A 20,073-nucleotide genomic window follows, 5' to 3' on the forward strand; every position below is an offset into this window, starting at 1 on the left:
AGTCACATATGTGGCTTTTTGGCTTGAGGGAGATTTTTATTCAAGGTAGGTCACAAGGACGCTACCCCTTGACTGCATTTACTGGAGGATAAGATGCCTAAAGGTCTAATGCTGACTGACTTAGCCATCGCTGGCTTACTATTGATTTTGGCAAAAGTCATTCGCGTTCACGCGCCATTACTACAGCGTATGTACATTCCATCGGCGGTTCTCGCAGGATTATTCGGTCTAATTTTTGGACCAGCCCTGTTAGACGTACTGCCTTGGACCGATACGTTTACCGCTAACGCAAGCCTATTAACTGCTGCACTTTTTTCTGCGTTAGGTCTGGCAACGGATGTTCCATCACCTAAAACCGTCGCACAGCGTGCTGGCTCATTGTGGGCGTTTAACCAAATCGCTTCTGTTTCTCAGTGGTTGTTTGCGGCAATGTTTGGTCTAGTTCTCACAACCTTCTTCTGGCCAGAGATTAATCCCGGCTTTGGTGTGACAATGTCTGCGGGCTTTATGGGCGGACACGGTTCAGCCTCTGTTGTTGGTGAAATCTTCACGGGGCTTGGCTGGGAAGATGGCTTCACACTTGGCTTAACGTTCGCAACCGTGGGTATTTTCATTTCAATTTCTGTCGGCATGCTCATGCTGCAATTCGCATTGAAGATGGGTTGGATTCGTAGCTTTACGACCTTCGACAGCATGGACGAACACGAACGCAAGGGCCTTGTTAAGCCTGTTGATCAAGAACCGGTAATGAAAGACACCATGTCTTCCCTGTCGGTTGATTCTTTTGCGATTCACGCGGCGTTGGTTGTAGTGGTAACAGCTTTCTCGTATGTAGCGGCTAACTACTTATCTTCTTTCCACGATAAGGTACAAATCCCTACGTTCGTAACTGGCTTCCTTGGCGGCATGCTCGTGCGAATCGTCGCAAAACAAACGAAAGCTTCACGCTATCTTTGTGACGGTGCATTCAAACACGCTGCGGGCATCAGTACCGATTATTTGATTATCTTTGGTATCTCAGCCATCAAGATTACCGTCTTAGCCCAGTATTTAATGCCGATGGTAGTGCTTGCAATCGGCGGTATCGCCTTCACACTATGGCTAATCTTCTGGGTTGCCCCACGTATCATGGGAGAAGATTGGTTCGAGAAAGGCATTTTCTCTTGGGGTTGGTTAACCGGTACGGTTGCCATGGGTATTGCGTTGCTTCGTATTGTTGATCCAAAAATGCGTAGCAAGGTGCTTGATGATTACGCCATCGCTTATGTCCCTGGCTCAATCACTGACATCTTCATCATCTCTTTGATGCCAATCGCGATGTATAACGGCATGCACTGGCAAGCGCTTGGTGTAGGATTAGGTTACATCGCAATTGTCTTATTTATTTGGCGATTCATTTTTAAACGTAACCGCAGTGCTCTGACACACGAATCTTAGTCGCTTTACTCGGGAGGATTTTATCCTCTCGAGTTCATTCCTTGGTTTTTATCAAAATCACTCCTCATCTCGAAGATAAGCAACCTGTTTTATATTTGAGATTTGCAATCCCGATCTCTTACTATCATTCTTTTTTAATACTTGACCTGAAAGTTTCTATATCAGAATAGCCGCCTATTCGTTTCTAAAACATGGAGAAAGGCTGTGCGTCGCTCTCAAGGATTTACTCTTATTGAACTCATTGTGTGCATCATCATTCTTGGTATTGTAAGCGTCGTTGCATTTCCTAAATTTCTTGGCTTACAAAAAGATGCCAGAGTTGCGGTTCTATATGGAGCCAGAGAAGCACTCATGACCGCCAACAACTTTGTCTACACCAAAGCAGTGATTCAATCTCAAGAGACAGTAGATGGCGGCATACAATATAACATTGATCTAGATAATGACGGCCATAACGACCTAATTGGTTACTTTGGATTTATCAAAAATGTTATTCCAGCAAAAGAGCTAGCAGGCTTTGATCCGCAACTCACTATCAACACTTGGTATGGGGTAGACAGCCCAGACGAACCCTACTTCCTTATTGGTTTTGCAAACAAGCCTGTTGGTCCAGAACATATGTGTTATGTCGAAGTTTACTACCCAGAAACTCCTGGTGGCCAAGTGAAATACAAAATACAAACTGACGATTGCTAATTCCCATAGAGAGTGGCAGTAACACTTTTACTTTTGGTGTCTTCATCGTTATTGCAAGGTCATGGCTCCAAAACCACCATTAACAACTATTTCACATAATGTCGTCGCACAGTTAGCTCATAGAGATAAAACCAGTAATTTGCGCCGACACATGGTTATAATTGAAACAATCTATCGTTTTTAAACCCGCCTATAACTTGTGCTTGTAAACTCATCATTTCGCTCAATAATAGTTCTATAACAAATTCAATAATTTAAAGCGGGAGGCGTAATGAGAATATTCTGGCAGCTACGTTGGTATTTCCAACAAAAGTGGAGGCACTATGTCGGATCCATTCTGCTTTTCGCTGTGATATCAGCACTACAGCTTGTTCCGCCCAAAGCAGTTGGCATCATAGTTGATGGCGTCGTAGACAACACTTTAGATACAAATACGCTGATTCTATGGCTCTCAGGGTTAACTGTACTGATCTTTACTATTTATGGGTGTCGCATCTTATGGCGAATTTGGCTTTTCGGCGCAAGCTGGGAGCTCGGGACCATTCTACGTAACCGTCTATATAGGCATTTATCGACACAGCCACCTCGTTTTTTTGAACGTTACAAGACGGGGGATCTGATGGCTCGTGGCACTAATGATGTGCGTAATATCGTTATGACTGCCGGCGAAGGGGTTTTAACCGCCGCAGACTCTTTGATCACTGGTATTGCGGTTTTAATCATTATGGTAACGCAAGTAAGCTGGAAGCTCACCGTAATGGCGCTTCTTCCAATGCCATTTCTTGCCATCATCATCTTCTTTATTGTGCGTATCCTACATCAACGCTTTCGTGTCGCTCAGGAAGCCTTTTCTACCATGTCAGACATGACACAAGAGTCACTTAATGGCGTGCGAATGCTGCGTGCTTTCGGATTAGAAAACCAAGAGCAGCAACGTTTTGAAGAGGTTGTGGATGATACTGGCGAAAAGAACATCGCTGTCGCAAGAGTCGATGCTAGATTTGACCCGGCAATTCAGTTAACCATCGGTCTTTCTTTCCTTCTTAGTGTCGCTGCTGGTGCTTACCTTGTTGATAAAGGTGAGATCACGCTTGGTGATCTGACCGCATTTACGATGTATTTAGGGTTGATGATATGGCCGATGCTGGCATTCGCATTCCTATTTAACATTTTAGAAAGAGGCTCAGCTGCATGGAACCGACTACAAGAGATCTTTGATGAAAAGCCAGAAATTATCAGTGGTAATAAGCCAATAGAAAATAAACCACTTCCGTTAAAAATTGATATCGACGATTTCCACTGGTCTAGTGATTTACCGCCCGCTTTGACGGAAGTAAACATCGAACTTGAACCCGGAAAAATGTTGGGAGTTGCAGGGCCTGTAGGAAGCGGAAAATCGACCCTGTTAACACTACTTTTACGTCAACATGATTTAGAAAACGGCTCAATTAAATTCGGTGATGTCGAGATCAAGGATGCCCTACTTCCACAGTGGCGAAACCGCTTTGCTGTCGTTAACCAAAGTCCGTTTCTATTCTCCAAATCTATCTTCGACAATATTGCCTTAGGCAACCCTAATGCAGAGAAAGAAGAAGTCTATAGAGCTGCAAAGTTAGCCTGTATACATGACGATATTGAGAAGTTTCCTGAAGGCTACCAAACAGAAGTCGGTGAAAAAGGCATTACACTCTCCGGCGGGCAAAAACAACGTATTGCGATAGCACGCGCTATGTTACTAAATGCACAAGTCTTGGTATTGGATGATGCGCTTTCGGCTGTTGATGGCCGGACCGAACATCAAATCCTTAAGAATTTGGAAACACACTACCGTGATCAAGCCCTAATCGTTATTGCACACCGCCTCACCGCATTGGAAGCAGCAGACGAGATCATTGTCTTGAATCACGGCCACATTACTGAACGTGGGCAACATAGCGCTTTATTAGCGCATCAGGGATGGTACGCCGAAATGTTCGAGTACCAAAAACTAGAACAGGCGATGGAGGAATAATGAATGAACCAGACCAGTACGTTTAAACGGTTGATGTCTTACCCATTATCTCAACCAAAGCCAATGATTAAAGGACTCGCCTTGCTGTTTATTGCAGCGTTAGCTAGCGCCGGCGGCCCTTGGTTGATTCAATATTTCATTGATGAGCACATCGCTAAAGGTGACTATTCACAAAGTGTTCTGATTTCGCTAGCAGTAGGTTATATCGCTCTTCAGATCGTATCGGCAACATTCCAGTATTTTCAGTCATTGCAATTTAGCATTGTCGCGGCTAACACGATCAAAGCGATTCGTAAGCAAGTATTTTCTGGCGTGATTAAGCAGCCGTTATCTGCGTTTGATTACACTCCTGCTGGAAAATTGGTGTCGCGAATCACCAACGATACGGAATCTTTACAGCAATTTTATGAGCTTTTGATCGCGACCGTGGTGAAAAACGTGGTCATGATTGTCGTAATGCTTGGCGTTATGTTTTTCATGAGTTGGAAGCTCACACTCGTTGTGCTTGTATTGCTGCCGATCGTCATCGGCTTTATGTACTTGTTTAAGCAGCTAAGTACAGAAAGCTACCGAAAGATGCGTGACCTATTGACCGATATAAATGCGAATCTGAGTGAATCCATTCAAGGGATGAGTGTCATTCAATTAATGCAACAAGAAGAGCGTTTTAATAAACAGTTCAACGAGCTAACCGCAGAGCATCTGGTGGCATCTAAACGAGTGATTCGGCTAAACGGCTATCTGCTAAGACCATTAATGGACTTACTCGCTGGTCTTGCGTTGCTTTGCTTGGTTGCGATCTTTGGTTTTAATGGTATTGAGTTGATTGGTGTGGGGGTACTGTATGCATTTATCAGTTATCTTGCGCGAGTTACTGAACCACTAATTGAGATGACTCAGCAACTTGCTCTACTTCAGCAGGCGTTAGTATCAAGCGAACGTGTTTTTGAATTGATTGATGCGAAAGAACAAACTTACGGGGGCGATCATCAACCATTAAGGTCAGGTGCTATCGAACTTAAAGACCTCACATTTAGCTACGATGGTAAACAGGACGTCCTAAAAGACATTTCGTTGAAGGCCAACCACCAAGACTTTATCGCGCTTGTCGGGCATACAGGAAGCGGTAAAAGCACCTTAGCGTCACTGTTAATGGGCTTTTATCCAACGCAATGTGGTGAACTGCTCATAGATGGTCGTCCACTTCAGACATTAGGGAAAGACGTACTTCGCAAAGATGTGGCAATGGTTCAACAAGATCCACATATTCTCCCTGCTTCAGTCAGAGAAAACATCTCTCTCAGTCGGGCGGTTGATGACAATCAAATATGGGATGCGTTAGACAAGGTAGGTTTGGCAGAACAAATTCATCGTTACCCTAACGGACTAGACACGCAGTTAGGTCAAGGCGAAACTAATTTATCTGCGGGTCAGAAACAGCTTTTGGCGTTAGCACGTGTGCTTGTGGTAAAACCTAAGATATTGATATTAGATGAAGCAACCGCAAATATTGACTCAGGAACAGAGGCTTTAATCCAAAAGAGCTTGGCGGTACTCAGACAAGACATGACGCTCGTTGTTATTGCTCATCGGCTGTCAACTATCCTAGATGCAGACCAAATCATTGTTCTTCATCATGGGGAGTTGGTCGAGAAAGGTACACACAAAGCACTCTTAACGCAAAATGGTCGTTATGCTCAAATGTATCAGTTACAGCAAGCAAACCGACACCTACAACAGATTGAAGAAGACACCAAGCAACTCGAAGAAGCGGTGTGATTTTATGCCCGTGCCTTCTTTTTATTTAGTCGGCATGGGCATAATTGGTGTAACTTCAAAATTTAGCCTTGTTAGCTTCCAATTTCTTCATAATGTGAACTAATTTTCTATTTCTTACCTATTATTGACATAACCCCTCGCTATATCACGCAAGGTCGTTGTAAAATCGTACGGTACTTAAGTCTACTGCCTGTGGCATTGGGCTGAATTCCGCTTTCTAATTATGCACATTAATCTCATGACACAAGTCCATGGACAAAGATAAGTTTACTAACATCTATCGCTTGCCTGGTTCGATTCAAATTCGTATCGGTAAATGGCAAAAGACGTTCCGCGGCACCTCTGATTTAGTTTTACATCAGGCGCTAATGGAGCGTAATAAGCAATTTAAGAAGCCAGACTTTTTACCTAAAGGCTGGTGTGTCACTCCTATTGATGAAAACGACATTACCATTACGCATCACGGTAAATATATCCAAACCGTTATGCGCACAATGCTGGACAGAAAGGTCTCATACAAGCGACTGTTCCTATCTCGAATGAGTCTCGAAGATGGTGAAAAAGTGCTCCACAATTACAAGCTGGAGTGGGTAAGAAAACATAACCAGATCGCCAAAAAGTACAATCAAATTAAAAAGAAACAATATATGAACTTTGCAAGAGAAGAAGAGGAAACCCTCTACCCTTCGATTCCAAAGGGTGAGTTTGACAAAACATTATGGAACAAACTTGTCGTATCATCGTTTGGCCCGCAGAAAAAGTACAAAAACCCGCACTTTGTCCGTAAAGCCGATTTCTAAATAAACACCCCTAAAGTTAGGGGTGTTTATTTATACGTTAACTCACCAGTCGTAAGTTAAACTTGCAATAACATTTTGTCGGTCGCCATACCAACAAAAGCCATCACATGTCGCTATGTACTTTTTATCCGCGATGTTTTTAGCTGCGACTTGTAACTTGTAGTCGCCGATTCGATAACTGACCGTCGCATCCATTAAGAAATAACTTGGTACTTTTAGTCTCTCTTCATTGTCTCCGTATGACTCACCTGTATAGCGCGCGCCTAAGCCAACAGCAAAGCCATCAAGAGGTCCATCAAAGAAACGATAATGTGCCCAAGCTGATGATACGGTATTAGCCACTTGGGAAGGTGTTTTGCCAACCCATGCCTTATTGATGTCTTCTTTTATCTCTGCATCAACGTACGCAATGTTCCCGATCAATGTTAAGGATGGTGTCACATTAGCTACAGCTTCAAACTCAACGCCGTTATTTTCTATTTTTCCTATTTGCGTTAATTCACTCAAGTAGATACGAGCCAAGTTTTCTTTTGTTGCCCGATACGTTGCAATATTGAAATAACCATCAAATGAATCCGGTTGGTATTTCATACCGATTTCAAATTGATCACCGCTTTCAGGCTTCGCTGGCTTACCATTGCTGTCTTCTTGAATAATTGGATCAAAGTACTGAGAGTAACTAAAGTATGGCGTGAAGCCAGAATCAGAAATATAAGCCGTTCCCACGCTAAACGTCCACTCTCCATTATCGACTTTCGTGCGAGCACCCGTGGTAACATTATGTACTTCATTACTTGTATCGTCGTAACGTGCGCCCAATAACATCGCCCATTTATCGTTGATCAGCATATGATCTTGAAAGTAGACGCCGAGCTGCTGATTATCGATTTTCGTTCTTTGCTTATCGGTTTCGCTCAATGGTTGTAGCGTATTCGGATCGAGTAACATTATGTTATCCGAATAAGTAGGATTAAATACATTAAACCTAGGATCGGGCAAAGCTCCCATTGGTGTGTTTAATAATGCATTACCATTAGCAACTATAGGGTCATTGGCAAAATCTTTACCATCGATACTGATCATTTGAAAATCTATGCCCAACATCAAGTTATGCTCAACACTTCCCCAATTTACTTGGTGCATCAAACGATTATCGATATTAAAAGCATCAGATGACCCATCTTCTGTTGAAGCACCCCGAAGTATGGTTTTGCGTTCATTTGATGGGTCCAAAACCGGCCCCAACGCAGGCACATCAGCCGAGTAAACGTACGAATACATTTGTCTTAGCTTAACATCCATTTCGCTGTAACGAGCTGCTTGAATAAATGAAGTGGTATCATTAAATGCATGAGAAAACTCATAGCCTAAAGACACCTGCTCACGCTCAAACGTCTCCCAGTTAGGATTGCCTATCGCTAAACTATCACTGATCTTTCCATTTTTGTTTGGCGTTAACGTTCCTTCAACTGGCAAAAATTGCAGATAAGGATCTGAGTCGTCTTTTTGATAGCTCGTTAGAAAGGTAATTTCAGACGCCTCATTAAATTTGTACGTCATCGATGGAGAGAGAAGAATGCGCTCTGCTTCTACCCCACTAATTCTCGTCCCATTTTTTCTCGCTAACCCTTGAAAGCGGAAAGCTAGCTGCTCACTCACCTCAGAGTTTACGTCAAGAGAAAGTTGTTTACGGTCTTCAGAACCGTACTCCAAAGATACAAGTCCTGACCCCCCATCAAATTGAGGTCGCTTACTGACAACATTGATGACCCCACCAGGAGGGTTTTGCCCATAAAGAACAGACGCTGCACCACGTAAAACTTCAACCCTCTCTAACGCAAACGGATCTATTTGCCAACTATAGAAGCCAGAAGAATATAAACGGGTACCATCTTGATACAACCCACTGTTCGCCTGTTTAAAACCACGAATAATAAACCAATCTTGCTTGTTATCTTCGCCGAAATAATTAGTTTGAATGCTTGGTGTGTACTGTAGTGCGTCAGAAATGCTAATAGAGGCACGATCATCCATTTGCTCTCGCGTAACAACAGACACCGCTCTTGGAGTCTCATTGATAGCAATATCAGTTTTCGTCGCTGCCCGACTCTTCGCTCCGAGATAACTAAAATCAGGACCAACTGCACTGTCTTGCTGCTGTCCAATCACAACTATATTTTCATCTTCCTGAGCCAAGACATTTGGCGTTGATAAAGCTAATACAACCGCCATCGACGTTGGTGTCAGCATAAACTGCCGAGTCATATTCTTCTCCTTTTTGTCGGCAGCCAAACCAACCCTTCATGACTTCAGCGACCGCTGAAAGAAAAGCGAGTTACGGCATCGCCAGTTGTTTCCGTAAAAGACAAACCAGAGGTTTTGCATAAAGCACTCGCATAGGTTACGAATGCCACTACGAGTGCTTATTTGTATAAGTACTTTCTTGGTTGAGGCTTAGCTCATTTCTATAAGCGGCGTAAACCCCACATTAAATACAAACCGCCAATGAGAGACGCCATAAGCCCTGTTGGTATTTCTTGCGGGTAAAGGATCTGTCGTCCCAACCAATCAGCCAACAACATCACCCCTGCCCCCAGTATCGCGGCGCATAACATGTGTTGTGACGCTTTGTTAAAACCAAATAAGCGAGCTAAATGCGGAGCCAACAACCCAACAAAGCTAATCGGGCCAACAACCAATGTCGCACTGACCGTGAGACAAGCAACTAAAAGAAGCAGTATTGCGCGTGAACGATCAACTCGAATTCCAAGTGCTTTAGAGGAAGCGGCACCGACAGGAAGAATATCTAGCCATCTTACGCAGAGAAAACTCAACCCTATAAAGACAAGCGCAGATAAAGACAATGGGAGTAACGTTTCAACCGAAACATAGTAGGTAGACCCAGACAACCAAGCCAATGCTTGATAACTTCTTGGGTCACCAGTGGCTAGAATAAAGCTCTGTATTGCATTCATCAGTGCGGTTATTGCAATACCAGTCAACAAAATACGCTCCGGCTGAAAGCCTGACTTACGGTTTAGCAGCACAATGACTAATACCGTCGCTAATGCGCCTACGAGCCCGCCTAGAGAAAGAGTGAAAATTGACGAACCAAACCCAGTAAACATCGCGATGATCAATCCCATCGCTGTCCCTGAACTGATACCGATCACTTCAGGACTTGCCATTGGGTTTCCACTTAGGCGTTGAATCATGGTTCCAGCAATCGCTAACATTGCCCCCGCAATTGCTGCTGCAAATAATCTAGGTGCGCGCCATTCCAAAAAAATCCAATTTTGGCTAGCAAATAAATTTGTCCACCCTTCATTTTGCACAGCAACCGTGGCAAAAAGAACAACAGAAATTAACGTGCCGATCAACGCCAATGAGATCGCTTTAGGGTTTAGCCTGTAAACATGTTGACGGTGTCGAGTTAACACTGTTTGAGTATGGCTCTGCGTCTTTTGTGATAAACGAGGTAACAGCCATAACAGTAACGGAGCGCCCAATGCAGCCGTTGCTGCTCCCGTTGGTATAAAACTCGCCATTAGCCCTGGCAGTTGCTGAATAACCAAATCGGTTAAAGTCAATAACATGGCACCAATCAGCATTGATACCCAAAGCTTATGCTGGATTTTATTGATACCTATCAATCGAGTAATCGCTGGCGCCGCTAACCCGATGAAACCGATGATTCCTACGGCAGAAACCACCCAAGAAGTGATTAACACCGCAAGCCCAAGACAGACAAAACGCAACTTAGCTAACGAGACACCTAAACTCTTGGCACCTTGCTCGGAGAGTTCCAACAGACTTAACGGCTTTGCAATCACAAATGCAACGACCGTAGCAAGTGCGATTCGAGGTGCAAGATACGAGAAATCTCCCCATCCACTCTGAACAAGCGAACCGGCTCCCCATATCATTAACCCATTCAGCTTTTCGGTATTCATCATCAGAATAACCGTACTTAATGATGCAAAGTACAGGTTTATCACTAACCCAGAAACGACGACAACCGTTGGAGATAACGCTCGTCGCCATGACAACAGCATCACCAACCCCATCGATATCACACCGCCGATGAGAGCAACCAAATTAGGCGCGATATCCAACATCCAAGGTGCGAATAGCGTAGCTAACATCAAAGCAAAACTTGAACCGCTCGCCACACCAAGTGTCGTGGGTGAAGCGAGAGGGTTACGCAGCACTTGCTGCATCAATACCCCAGCAACCGCTAATCCAGCACCAGATATAATCGTGGTGAAGACTCGAGGCCACCAGCTAAAGTGAAGTAAAACAGAATCGATAGATTGAAAGTTAGGCTCCCATAAACTGATTAGAGCCAACGAAAATGAGCTTACTTGGTACAATTGGAAAGCACCAATAGAAAAGGTAAATGCCGAAAGTAACACCACAAAGCTTAAAGGCATCGTTTTCATTGTGTTAACTCCTCGACCTTACTCGCCGTAACTAACTCTGCGAAACGGAGAGCTGAAGGCATAGAACCAAAACTCCAAACGGGTGCGACTTGCATGACCTTTTCACCAGATTGTTGAACAACATATTGCCAAAATGGGTCTTGAGAGAGCTGCTCCGCTCCACCGTAAGGTAATGGCTCTACGATAACAATTTGAGCTTTTATGCCAGCTAACTTGTCGATGCCAACTAGGCTAAAGCCCCAGCTATTCGTCTTTTCATTCCATGCATTACTCAGCCCAATCTTTTCGATAGCCTGGGAGTAAAGACTATTTTGACCAAAAACACGTACGTGCTTTGTATCCATAAACTGAATCATTAGAAGTGGCGGCTGGCCTTTATTTATACGCTGTTTTAATAAAGACAAACGTTTTTCATATTGTTGGATAAGCGCCTCTGCTTCCGCCTCTCTTCCCAGCTCTTCACCAAACCTCCGAGTGAAACTGGTAAGTACCGACCAATCCGTAATCCCGCTTTCATATAAGTCAATGGTGGTAACCGGGGCGATATCAACTAAGCGATGCTTCATTGAGGAGAAGTACGGGGCAATAAAAATACGCTCAGGTCTGAGCTCGTAAATGCGCTCTATATTGGGTTGAGTTCTTAACCCTACATCCTTCGTTTGAGGTGGTAACGGTGGCGATTTTACCCAAGCATCGTAATCTTGCCCTTGAGCAACGCCTACAGGTACGCCCCCTAAAGCCAACATCGTTTCAGTTTGTGTCCAATCAACCGACATCACCCGAGGTGATGCGTCAGCTAGTGCTTGAAAAGAACTGACCAAAAGCGCACTAAGTGAGAGAGCGAAAGAGAAATGTTTAAGTCGAGTGTTTGTACTGCTCATTATTCCAACCTTTAGCTTGGCATCGCCACCGGATAACCCGCAGGGTGGTCAGAGATCATCATCTCTATCCCATATATGTCCCTCAACTTAGGTTCAGTAAACACCTGTTCAACATTGCCTTGTGCAATCAAATCACCTTGATGTAATGCAACGATGTAGTCGCAAAATCGTGCAGCCAAGTTGATGTCGTGTAATACGATAATAACGCCCAAGCCCAGTTCTTGACTGAGTTTAGAGATAAGCTTCAACATATCGACTTGATGGCTGATATCTAGCGCAGACAAAGGCTCATCAAGAAGCAAATACTCGGTTTTTTGGGCTAACAGCATAGCTAGCCACACACGTTGACGCTCTCCTCCAGATAACGTGTCCACTAAGCGATCTGCGTATTTTAGTGTGCCTGTCATCGCCATTGCTTCTTCAACAATGTCGTGATCTTTCTTACTCAAACGTCCAAGTAAACCATGCCATGGATAACGACCAAAACCGACTAAATCTCGACCTAAAATACTGTCGGTCACCGGAAGATGCTGAGGCAAGTAGGCAATGTGTTGGGCGAATTTTTTCGCTGAGAGATCGTTAATGCTCGTTCCATGCAGAACCACGTCACCAGCGGTGTATGGCTGTTGCTGTGCCAGCAACTTTAACAATGTGGATTTTCCTGAACCATTGTGTCCAACAAGAGCGTATGTTTTTCCGGGTTCAAATGTCACATCAAACGCTTTTAGCAATGACTTGCCTTCAATCTCAAACTGGAGTGCTTTAGCTTCCAACATCCCTACTTCACCTAATAGCCATTTACGAATAACAGTTATTCAGAGCTCTCATTCGTTGATCACGTTTGCCGTTCTTATTCAACAGAACGATTAATAAGGGAGGTTTTATATAACAACAAAGATACAAATGCAAACCGTTGTCATTATCATTACATCAACAAGATCATTGAGAGAATTGCTAAGTGTTAGTGATAATTTGCTCTGCTGAACTTCATTAGTAAATTATAGGCAGGTCAACGAGAGCAGCGGTCTCCCACTGCTCTCGCATAAATTTGAACGAATACTGCAGCGTATGAAGAAATGAAAAATGCCGCAGTGAATACATTAATGACGAGCGTCAGCGCCAAACTCTACTTCTTTATAGATATCGGCCAGCGACTTTTTACCTTGTTTGTCTTTGGCTGAACGCTTTTTCTTAGTTTGATAATGGTATTCTTGCTCCTGAAGTGCTTGTTCGTGCTCTTTTGCTGACTCAACAAACTCAGGATTTGCAAGTGCTTGTTGGCGTAAGCGGTTTACTCTTTCAAGGGTTTCCCACAACATACTTCACCTCCAAACTCATTACTGTATATAAAAACAGTATTGTTTAAATATTCCTCCTCGTCAACATTTCAACTTTGTTACTGCTCTTCACATTAACCCCAAGCCTGTATAGTGCTCGGGATATTTGTGGATGATTTGCTTTATATAACCTTGATGCTCTCGCAGAGCATCAACACATTCTCGAGATAACCATCCCTGATATACCCATTTTTCAAGTTCTAACAATGCGTATGGGATGGACCACGCTTGTCTGTACGGATGGTGCGTCGTCATAAAATCAAAGGCATTCGCGACAGCCGTAATTTGCGCGGCGATTGGTATATCATCATTGGTTAAACCATAAGGATAACCAGTGCCATTTAAGTTTTCGTACTGATAAGTAACCATCTGCAAAAACAAAGTCACACTCGGGTGAACCGGATTTCCGATACGGGCAACTATGTCATCCGCTGAATCGATACAACGCTCAATATGTTGAATCAATATCGCCTCTTGTTCTTGAGAGTAATTTGTTCGGCGGCTAGCAATTTCAACTGGCAGCTGACTATCACCGAGCGCATGGAACTGAGCAAAAATACCAATATCTTCGACCATTTCGTCATTCAGGTGATAACGATCCGCTAACTGCGTTGCGATAATTTGACTGTAGTACTTCATGCGTTTGGTATGCGCGTAATACTCAGGTGAATAGCCTGGCATCATACATCGCATTCGGTTCGCTAGCGTTTCTATCGCATTGACTACTTGAGTCTCTGATGCAACCGCAAATCGAATCATTTCGAAATAAGGTTTAAGACCATTCAGCGCTTCTAAACTAAACGCATCACGTTGAGTGGAGTTCAAAAATACAAAACCAGTAAAAGCTTTGTTGTCATAACAAGGAATAGCAGCCGACGACTGATATCCGTGTTTGAGTAAAATTTGAACCCGAGGACAGTGATTAATATCATGAAGGTCTTCGACGATACGAGGAACCGCGTTTTTAGAGGCAATATTGAGGTGGTGGAGTTTACGGAATGCTGATTCGTGATGGGCTAAACACCAAGTGTCAAACTCACTTTCTGCAAATGATTTGAGCACATCTTGGTCTGGGTGATATTTTGCAAATGACACCCTATCAATACATGGCAAGTGCGCCTGCATCCTGCCTTTTAGCGTTTGCAGTTGCTCGTTAAGCGGTTTTGCAAACGGGTAAAAACTCCGGTGCGCCATGCTTCACCTCCACACCAAAGCAGAGAAACAAGAAAAGCTCATTGTGTTGCAAATTCAATGGTATTTTGAGCGGTTTTCTCCACTTAAATTATCGATATACCACAACTTAAGTGTACGAAATAAAAGCACATTTCTACCAATTTTTTCACCGGATATCTTACGGTAATTTGATCCAGATTAAAAAAGCCAACGAGCAAAACTCGTTGGCCTAACAATACTGATTGATTACGATGGATTCAGTAACTAGAGGTTATTCAAAGAACGTTCTAAACAACTAGCCTAGAGCAGGAAGCACACCTAGCGTAATTAACACCTGAGCTAATACGATGCCAGTGCCAGCAATGCCCGTTATCACTAGCGCACCTTGACCACCAGCGACGCGGTACTCCCCAGTAAAATCATCCGATTTACGAACCTTGATCACCATAACCAAAGGCAAAAAGATGGCTAAAATCGCTAAGGCAATCGCTGCATAGCCCAAAGCCATAATAAAGCCTTGAGGATAGAAAAGTGCGAAGCCTAGCGGTGGAGTAAACGTCACTAGTGCCGCAATCAAACGATTAGGCTTATCGTTACTTCCTTTGATGGTATCACCCAAAAATTCGAATAGACCCAAACTCACGCCAAGGAACGATGTCAACAATGCCAAGTCAGCAAACACACCAACAATGCTGCCCAAATTTGATTGGTGTACTGTCTGGGATAGTTGACCAATCAGTGCGCTCAACCCTCCGTTCTCAACAAGCGTACTTTGGCTAACCACACCCAACGTCACGATTTGCCAAAAGATATAAATAACGAGTGGAATCGTCGAACCAATAATAACGGCTTTGCGTAAAGAAGAAGTGTCACCGTCTAAGTAATTCACAATTGCAGGTATACTTCCGTGGAAACCAAACGAAGTAAAGATCACCGGAATCGCCGCTACAACAAGGCCTTGTTCGATTGGCATACCTAACAAGTAAGATTCCGTAACGTTTGGAGCAAGAAAAGAAAGCACCGCAACCATCGCAATGAGCTTCATCGCGAACAGAACTCGGTTTACTTTATCGACCGTACCGGTACCCACTGTCACAACTAAAGTCACAATCAAGGTAAAGATTATCGTTGATGTAGGCCCTGAAATATCGAGGTCAAACCATTGTGCAAGGCGGTCTCCGAACTGAGCACCACCGCCAGCGATATACGCTGCACATAATGAGTAGAAAAGAAACAACATCGCAAAACTTGCCACCCACTTGCCTTTTTGACCTAGGATCTGTTTCGCCAAAGTATGAAGTGTAGCACTACTCTCCGCATGTTGATGAAGCTCAAGCATAAGCAAGGCAGTGAAAGCCATCAGAGCCCATAAGCCTAGCATGATGATAATAGAAGTTGAAAAACCAATGCCGGCAGAGGCAAGTGGAAGCGCTAGCATACCAGCGCCTATTGTAGTGCCCGCAATAATTAGCGTACTACCGAATACTTTAGAACGACTCATTGTATATTAATCTTTACACTTTATTAGAAATTATCAGTATTAGATCGGGCAACGGCGGACCGAAACCAACACCATATTTGTATTGCCGTCGATATTGTAGGATCTTTAGCAGAAGATCAAGCAAAGTGTAAGGATAAAAAACCACACGTGCAAACTATAATTTACACCTTACTGATATTTAACAATAACTGTGTGCATTCTTCCCTGTTCATGAACTTGGGAACAGGGTAATTCCAGTGCGCCTCTTTCAGAATTAAATCAACAAGCGCATCAGCATCTTCACGTTGAATGAGCGCACTGGTTTGCTCAATATCAATAGTTGAAAACAAGGACTCCAGATTCGCCAAAAAATGCTGAGCACTTGCGTTACCTAACTGCCCCTCGGCCGTCAACTCATCGAGCTTTCTTAGTTGAGGCTCAATCTCTGATAATGAAAAGCGCAGCACAGGCAACAAGGCTAATCCGTTTGCCATACCATGAGGTATTCCATATCTCGCACCGAATGTGTGAGCAAAGGCATGAACATAACCCAAACTCGCTTTGGTAAATGCTAAACCCGCGTAATAGGATGCCATAGCCATTTTATGACGAGCTTCGACATCATCCCCTTGCATCACAGCCCTAGGAAGATATTTAAAAATGAGTTTAATAGCGGCAACCGAATAAGCCATCGTTTCTTGAGTAGCGTTTTTCGATACATAGGCCTCAATAGCGTGGGTTAATGCATCAACGCCAGTATCAGCCGTGATCTTAGGAGGTAAACCAATCATTAAATTCGCATCTAAAGCTGCCATTAGTGGCACCAACTTTGGATCCATTAAAGGGGTTTTAATGTGTGAGGAGGGATCTGACACGACCGCAGCGATAGTAACTTCACTTCCGGTTCCAGCCGTTGTTGGAATAGCAAAAAGCGGTGCTGGCATTCGCCATACCTTCAATAGTCCAGCTAATTTTTTTATTGGCCGTTTATTGGTAACTTTCGCAGCAATAACTTTTGCACAATCCATTGCAGAGCCGCCACCCAAAGCTAATATGCCCTCACAATGAAAACGATGATAAGCCTCTAGACCGCTCTCAACCTGATCATAGGTAGGATCGGGCTTAACTTGCGAGAAAACATCTAACTGTAAATCGAGTTGTGCTGCTGCCTCAAGCACCTTATCTACAATACCGACTTGGACTAACCCTTCGTCGGTTACTAACAAAACGCGTTTAAATCCCAGCTCGGCCATCGATTCTAATAGCTCATTCATCGAACCAGGGCCGGAAAACAAGGTTGGTCTCGGCATAGGAAGGATAAGGGCTGCTATTTTTAACCCTGCGGTGTAAGTCCGATATAAACGATGCTTCAACATACGAAATCCTTTTCATTTAGAGCTATCATTCTAGCTACTTTTACCACCTATGCTTACTTTGCAATCACACATTTTCAATAAACTTATCTCACCAAAAAGGCTAACATCGCTGGGAAGCCGTACCATTTTATTATCTTTCCTCAACAACATGAGCTACAGAGAAAATATTTTCAACGACGCTCTATTGTCATGTTGTTAACAAGCTGCTTTCCCTATTACTCTGTTAGTTACAGAGCAAGCCTCGAAGAAGTCTTCTTATTTTTTGCCTTCAAAAGCAACAATATAAATTCTGTTAATCACACATCAATACCGTGTGTCTCTGGTTGAGCCCGAACACGATTTACAAAAATAAAAATAAGAATGCGTTACATCATGATTTATTGTCGTTTTCAAATAAGTCAACAAGAGCAACAATAATCTTTCAAAACTTATACTTAGTTCAAATATCTGACTCTTAACCATGAGCTTCAGGTGATATTATTATGCAACTAGGATTATTATCCCGCCCATAATCAAAACTATGTCTAAACGCCCACCTTTTTGGGGTCTATTCGCTGTCGTACCCAATTTTTCCTATCACCTTCTGATTTGGGTTTAGCGTGGGCTAATTAGCAATGTCGGTATAAACCATGAATCATTCTTGCCATTCCCATACGGACATGGGCTTTGAAGTCGATCTGAAACAAGCACTTATCTGGGTTGCTCGAGCACTCGACTATGTAGGTGTTGATGATACGCACCATAGCCATCGTGTCGCTTACATCGCTTACCAATGTGCTCGGGTCATGAACTGGGAACCAGAAAAAGCGGAGTTTTGCTACTTCGCAGGGATGATCCACGATTGTGGGGTCTCCGAAACACAAGAACATAAAATGTTACTTGAGGAGTTGGTTCCACAAGATGTAAAAACACATTGCTTAAGAGGATACCGAAGCCTCAAGCAGTGTCGTTTGTTGCGTCAGTTTGCTACACCTGTTCTTTACCACCATACACATTGGAGTGAACTAAAATATCTTGATTTACCGCCTTTTGAAAAAGAGGTCGCTGCCCTACTCTATTTAGCCGACCGTCTCGATTTTATGCGTTCCAAATACGTCATGAACTGCCACTGTGACATTGTCACACTTCATGAAGAACTAATTGCAGAATGCATCATGGCAAACGCTGGAACTTTGTTTAATCCAGACATGGCTAAGGCAATGGTTAAGCTCGTTATGACCGACGCATTTTGGTTCGCGATGGAGTCTGAAAATATAGAAACCATCGGATTAAACTTTAAAAGCATTGATTGGCTTCAAAAACAGCTCACCATCCAAGATATGAATAGTTTGGGCATGTTTATCGCTCGAATTGTTGACGCAAAAAGCCCATTTACTTATCAACATTCGCAAAAAGTGGCGGAGTTATCTCGGTATCTAGCCATCAAGCTTGGGTTCTGTGAGCACGACCAAGAGATGTTATTTATTGCTGGGTTGGTGCATGATATCGGAAAGTTAAAAACACCAGATGAGATTCTTCATAAAGAAGGCTCTCTTAATAAACAAGAGTATACGCGTATTAAACGCCATACAATTGATACTCAGCTCGCATTACACAAAGTGTTTCCCAACGCTAAAATAGCGGAGTGGGCCTCTAATCATCACGAGCGTTTGGACGGTTCTGGCTATCCTTATCATAAAACAGGAGACGAACTCGATGTACCATCGCGTATTGTCGCGGTTGCCGATGTTTTTCAAGCTCTGTCTCAGGACCGTCCCTACCGAGGACGAATGGCTCAAGCACAAATCGCCGCGATTATGGGCGAGCAAGTCGCTAAACAAGAACTTTGTTCTGACGTCTATGCAGTGCTAGAGCGAAACATGACCGAGTGTTACGAGCTATCAACTAATGTTTAATCGATAAAGGGCGTATCTACGCCCTTTGCTGATTTTGTGCAGGTTGCAAACCAATCATTTTGCAATATCAAGTACATTGTCTCGCACACCATTGATTCTGAACCAACCTGCAATGCTGAACCGCTCTGCGTTGGTCGGTAAAACCTCATGCGGGAATTGCTCAGATAAGAATAAAAGTAAGCGTCCTGATTGAGGAGGGATGGTTGCTATCTTATTATCATTTAGATCGTAAACCACCAATTCACCTGCATCCTTTTCCGTCCAAGATTCGTTCATGTAAAAAACGGTTGTCAATCGACGGTTTTCATTGCCCTTAAAACAATCTAGATGCTTTTGGTAGAAATCCCCTTCCTCGTACTTGGCAAAGTGAGCTTCATACTCAAAAAGTCCCAGAAACAAGTGACGGTTCACTTCTTGGCGTATTTCTTCCATCTTATCTAAGTAAGAAGTAACCGCGTGCCCCATATTGGGCGATAACCATTGAATTTTGTCACTTCGAATTGACTCAATACGAGTCACATCGTCATTACGACCAATACGCGCTTTTTTCCAGTTACTTGGAATGCAGTCTCGCAATTGATCCACTTCTAGTTCAGAAAGAAAATCATCCCAGATGTAGTAGCCATGGGTTGCTAACGCATCGATCATTTTATCCATTATTGTCGTTCACTCATATTAGTTGGGCGGTCTATATAAAAAATCTTCAACCCCACAACAAATGCGATTTTTTGTCGAAACGACAACAAAATAAAAAGAGAGTAAAAAT

General features: G+C 43.4%; 15 protein-coding genes. 6 read left to right on the plus strand and 9 right to left on the minus strand.

Features of this window, described 5'->3' with window-relative positions:
• Positions 1 to 93 precede the first annotated feature (93 nt).
• The 5 genes from R7P35_RS09975 (at position 94) to R7P35_RS09995 (ending at position 6,723) form a co-directional block, all read left to right on the plus strand.
• Complete coding sequence (locus R7P35_RS09975) at positions 94 to 1,437, plus strand: sodium/glutamate symporter (RefSeq protein WP_042522897.1); 1,344 nt, start codon at positions 94 to 96, stop codon at positions 1,435 to 1,437.
• Positions 1,438 to 1,641: 204 nt separating this feature from the next.
• The gene (locus R7P35_RS09980) at positions 1,642 to 2,133 is read left to right on the plus strand and encodes a type II secretion system protein (protein WP_005377704.1); all 492 of its coding nucleotides are present in this window, start codon (positions 1,642 to 1,644) and stop codon (positions 2,131 to 2,133) included.
• A 271-nt stretch (positions 2,134 to 2,404) separates the two neighbouring features.
• On the plus strand, positions 2,405 to 4,144 hold the full coding sequence (locus tag R7P35_RS09985; protein ID WP_065274505.1) for an ABC transporter transmembrane domain-containing protein: 1,740 nt from the start codon (positions 2,405 to 2,407) through the stop codon (positions 4,142 to 4,144).
• A 3-nt stretch (positions 4,145 to 4,147) separates the two neighbouring features.
• Positions 4,148 to 5,923, plus strand: a complete 1,776-nt coding sequence (locus R7P35_RS09990) for an ABC transporter transmembrane domain-containing protein (RefSeq protein WP_158173869.1) — start codon at positions 4,148 to 4,150, stop codon at positions 5,921 to 5,923.
• Positions 5,924 to 6,174: 251 nt separating this feature from the next.
• Positions 6,175 to 6,723, plus strand: a complete 549-nt coding sequence (locus R7P35_RS09995; protein ID WP_005377712.1) for a hypothetical protein — start codon at positions 6,175 to 6,177, stop codon at positions 6,721 to 6,723.
• A 42-nt stretch (positions 6,724 to 6,765) separates the two neighbouring features.
• Here the strand turns inward: R7P35_RS09995 and R7P35_RS10000 are convergent, their stop codons facing one another.
• The 8 genes from R7P35_RS10000 to R7P35_RS10035 form a co-directional block, all read right to left on the minus strand.
• A complete protein-coding gene (locus R7P35_RS10000) occupies positions 6,766 to 8,988 on the minus strand; it encodes a TonB-dependent siderophore receptor (protein WP_213904930.1) in 2,223 nt (740 codons plus the stop codon).
• A gap of 200 nt (positions 8,989 to 9,188) precedes the next feature.
• Positions 9,189 to 11,165 carry a Fe(3+)-hydroxamate ABC transporter permease FhuB gene (gene fhuB / locus R7P35_RS10005; protein ID WP_213904931.1) on the minus strand — a complete coding sequence of 659 codons (1,977 nt, stop codon included), beginning with the start codon at positions 11,163 to 11,165 and terminating at the stop codon, positions 9,189 to 9,191.
• The gene (locus R7P35_RS10010) at positions 11,162 to 12,046 is read right to left on the minus strand and encodes an ABC transporter substrate-binding protein (RefSeq protein ID WP_042522889.1); all 885 of its coding nucleotides are present in this window, start codon (positions 12,044 to 12,046) and stop codon (positions 11,162 to 11,164) included. Before R7P35_RS10010 ends, fhuB begins: the two co-directional genes overlap by 4 nt.
• Positions 12,047 to 12,057: 11 nt before the next feature.
• Positions 12,058 to 12,822 (minus strand): ABC transporter ATP-binding protein, encoded by a 765-nt coding sequence (locus R7P35_RS10015; protein ID WP_005377721.1) that lies wholly within the window; start codon positions 12,820 to 12,822, stop codon positions 12,058 to 12,060.
• A gap of 324 nt (positions 12,823 to 13,146) precedes the next feature.
• The gene (locus R7P35_RS10020; RefSeq protein ID WP_005377723.1) at positions 13,147 to 13,365 is read right to left on the minus strand and encodes a hypothetical protein; all 219 of its coding nucleotides are present in this window, start codon (positions 13,363 to 13,365) and stop codon (positions 13,147 to 13,149) included.
• Between the two features lie 87 nt (positions 13,366 to 13,452).
• Positions 13,453 to 14,577 carry an HD-GYP domain-containing protein gene (locus tag R7P35_RS10025; RefSeq protein ID WP_213917157.1) on the minus strand — a complete coding sequence of 375 codons (1,125 nt, stop codon included), beginning with the start codon at positions 14,575 to 14,577 and terminating at the stop codon, positions 13,453 to 13,455.
• A 274-nt stretch (positions 14,578 to 14,851) separates the two neighbouring features.
• The gene (locus R7P35_RS10030) at positions 14,852 to 16,057 is read right to left on the minus strand and encodes an aromatic amino acid transport family protein (protein ID WP_042522884.1); all 1,206 of its coding nucleotides are present in this window, start codon (positions 16,055 to 16,057) and stop codon (positions 14,852 to 14,854) included.
• Between the two features lie 161 nt (positions 16,058 to 16,218).
• Complete coding sequence (locus tag R7P35_RS10035) at positions 16,219 to 17,412, minus strand: iron-containing alcohol dehydrogenase (protein WP_054574120.1); 1,194 nt, start codon at positions 17,410 to 17,412, stop codon at positions 16,219 to 16,221.
• A gap of 629 nt (positions 17,413 to 18,041) precedes the next feature.
• On the opposite strand from R7P35_RS10035, the gene R7P35_RS10040 reads away from it, so the two are divergent.
• Positions 18,042 to 19,307: an HD domain-containing phosphohydrolase gene (locus R7P35_RS10040; RefSeq protein ID WP_025766702.1), complete on the plus strand. Its 1,266-nt coding sequence runs from the start codon at positions 18,042 to 18,044 to the stop codon at positions 19,305 to 19,307.
• A 54-nt stretch (positions 19,308 to 19,361) separates the two neighbouring features.
• On the opposite strand, the gene R7P35_RS10045 is transcribed toward R7P35_RS10040, so the two are convergent.
• Positions 19,362 to 19,964: a 2OG-Fe(II) oxygenase gene (locus R7P35_RS10045; protein ID WP_213866549.1), complete on the minus strand. Its 603-nt coding sequence runs from the start codon at positions 19,962 to 19,964 to the stop codon at positions 19,362 to 19,364.
• Between the last annotated feature and the right edge of the window lie 109 nt (positions 19,965 to 20,073).

Source organism: Vibrio sp. Vb0304 (assembly GCF_033338995.1).
GTDB classification, from domain to species: Bacteria; Pseudomonadota; Gammaproteobacteria; order Enterobacterales; family Vibrionaceae; genus Vibrio; species Vibrio alginolyticus.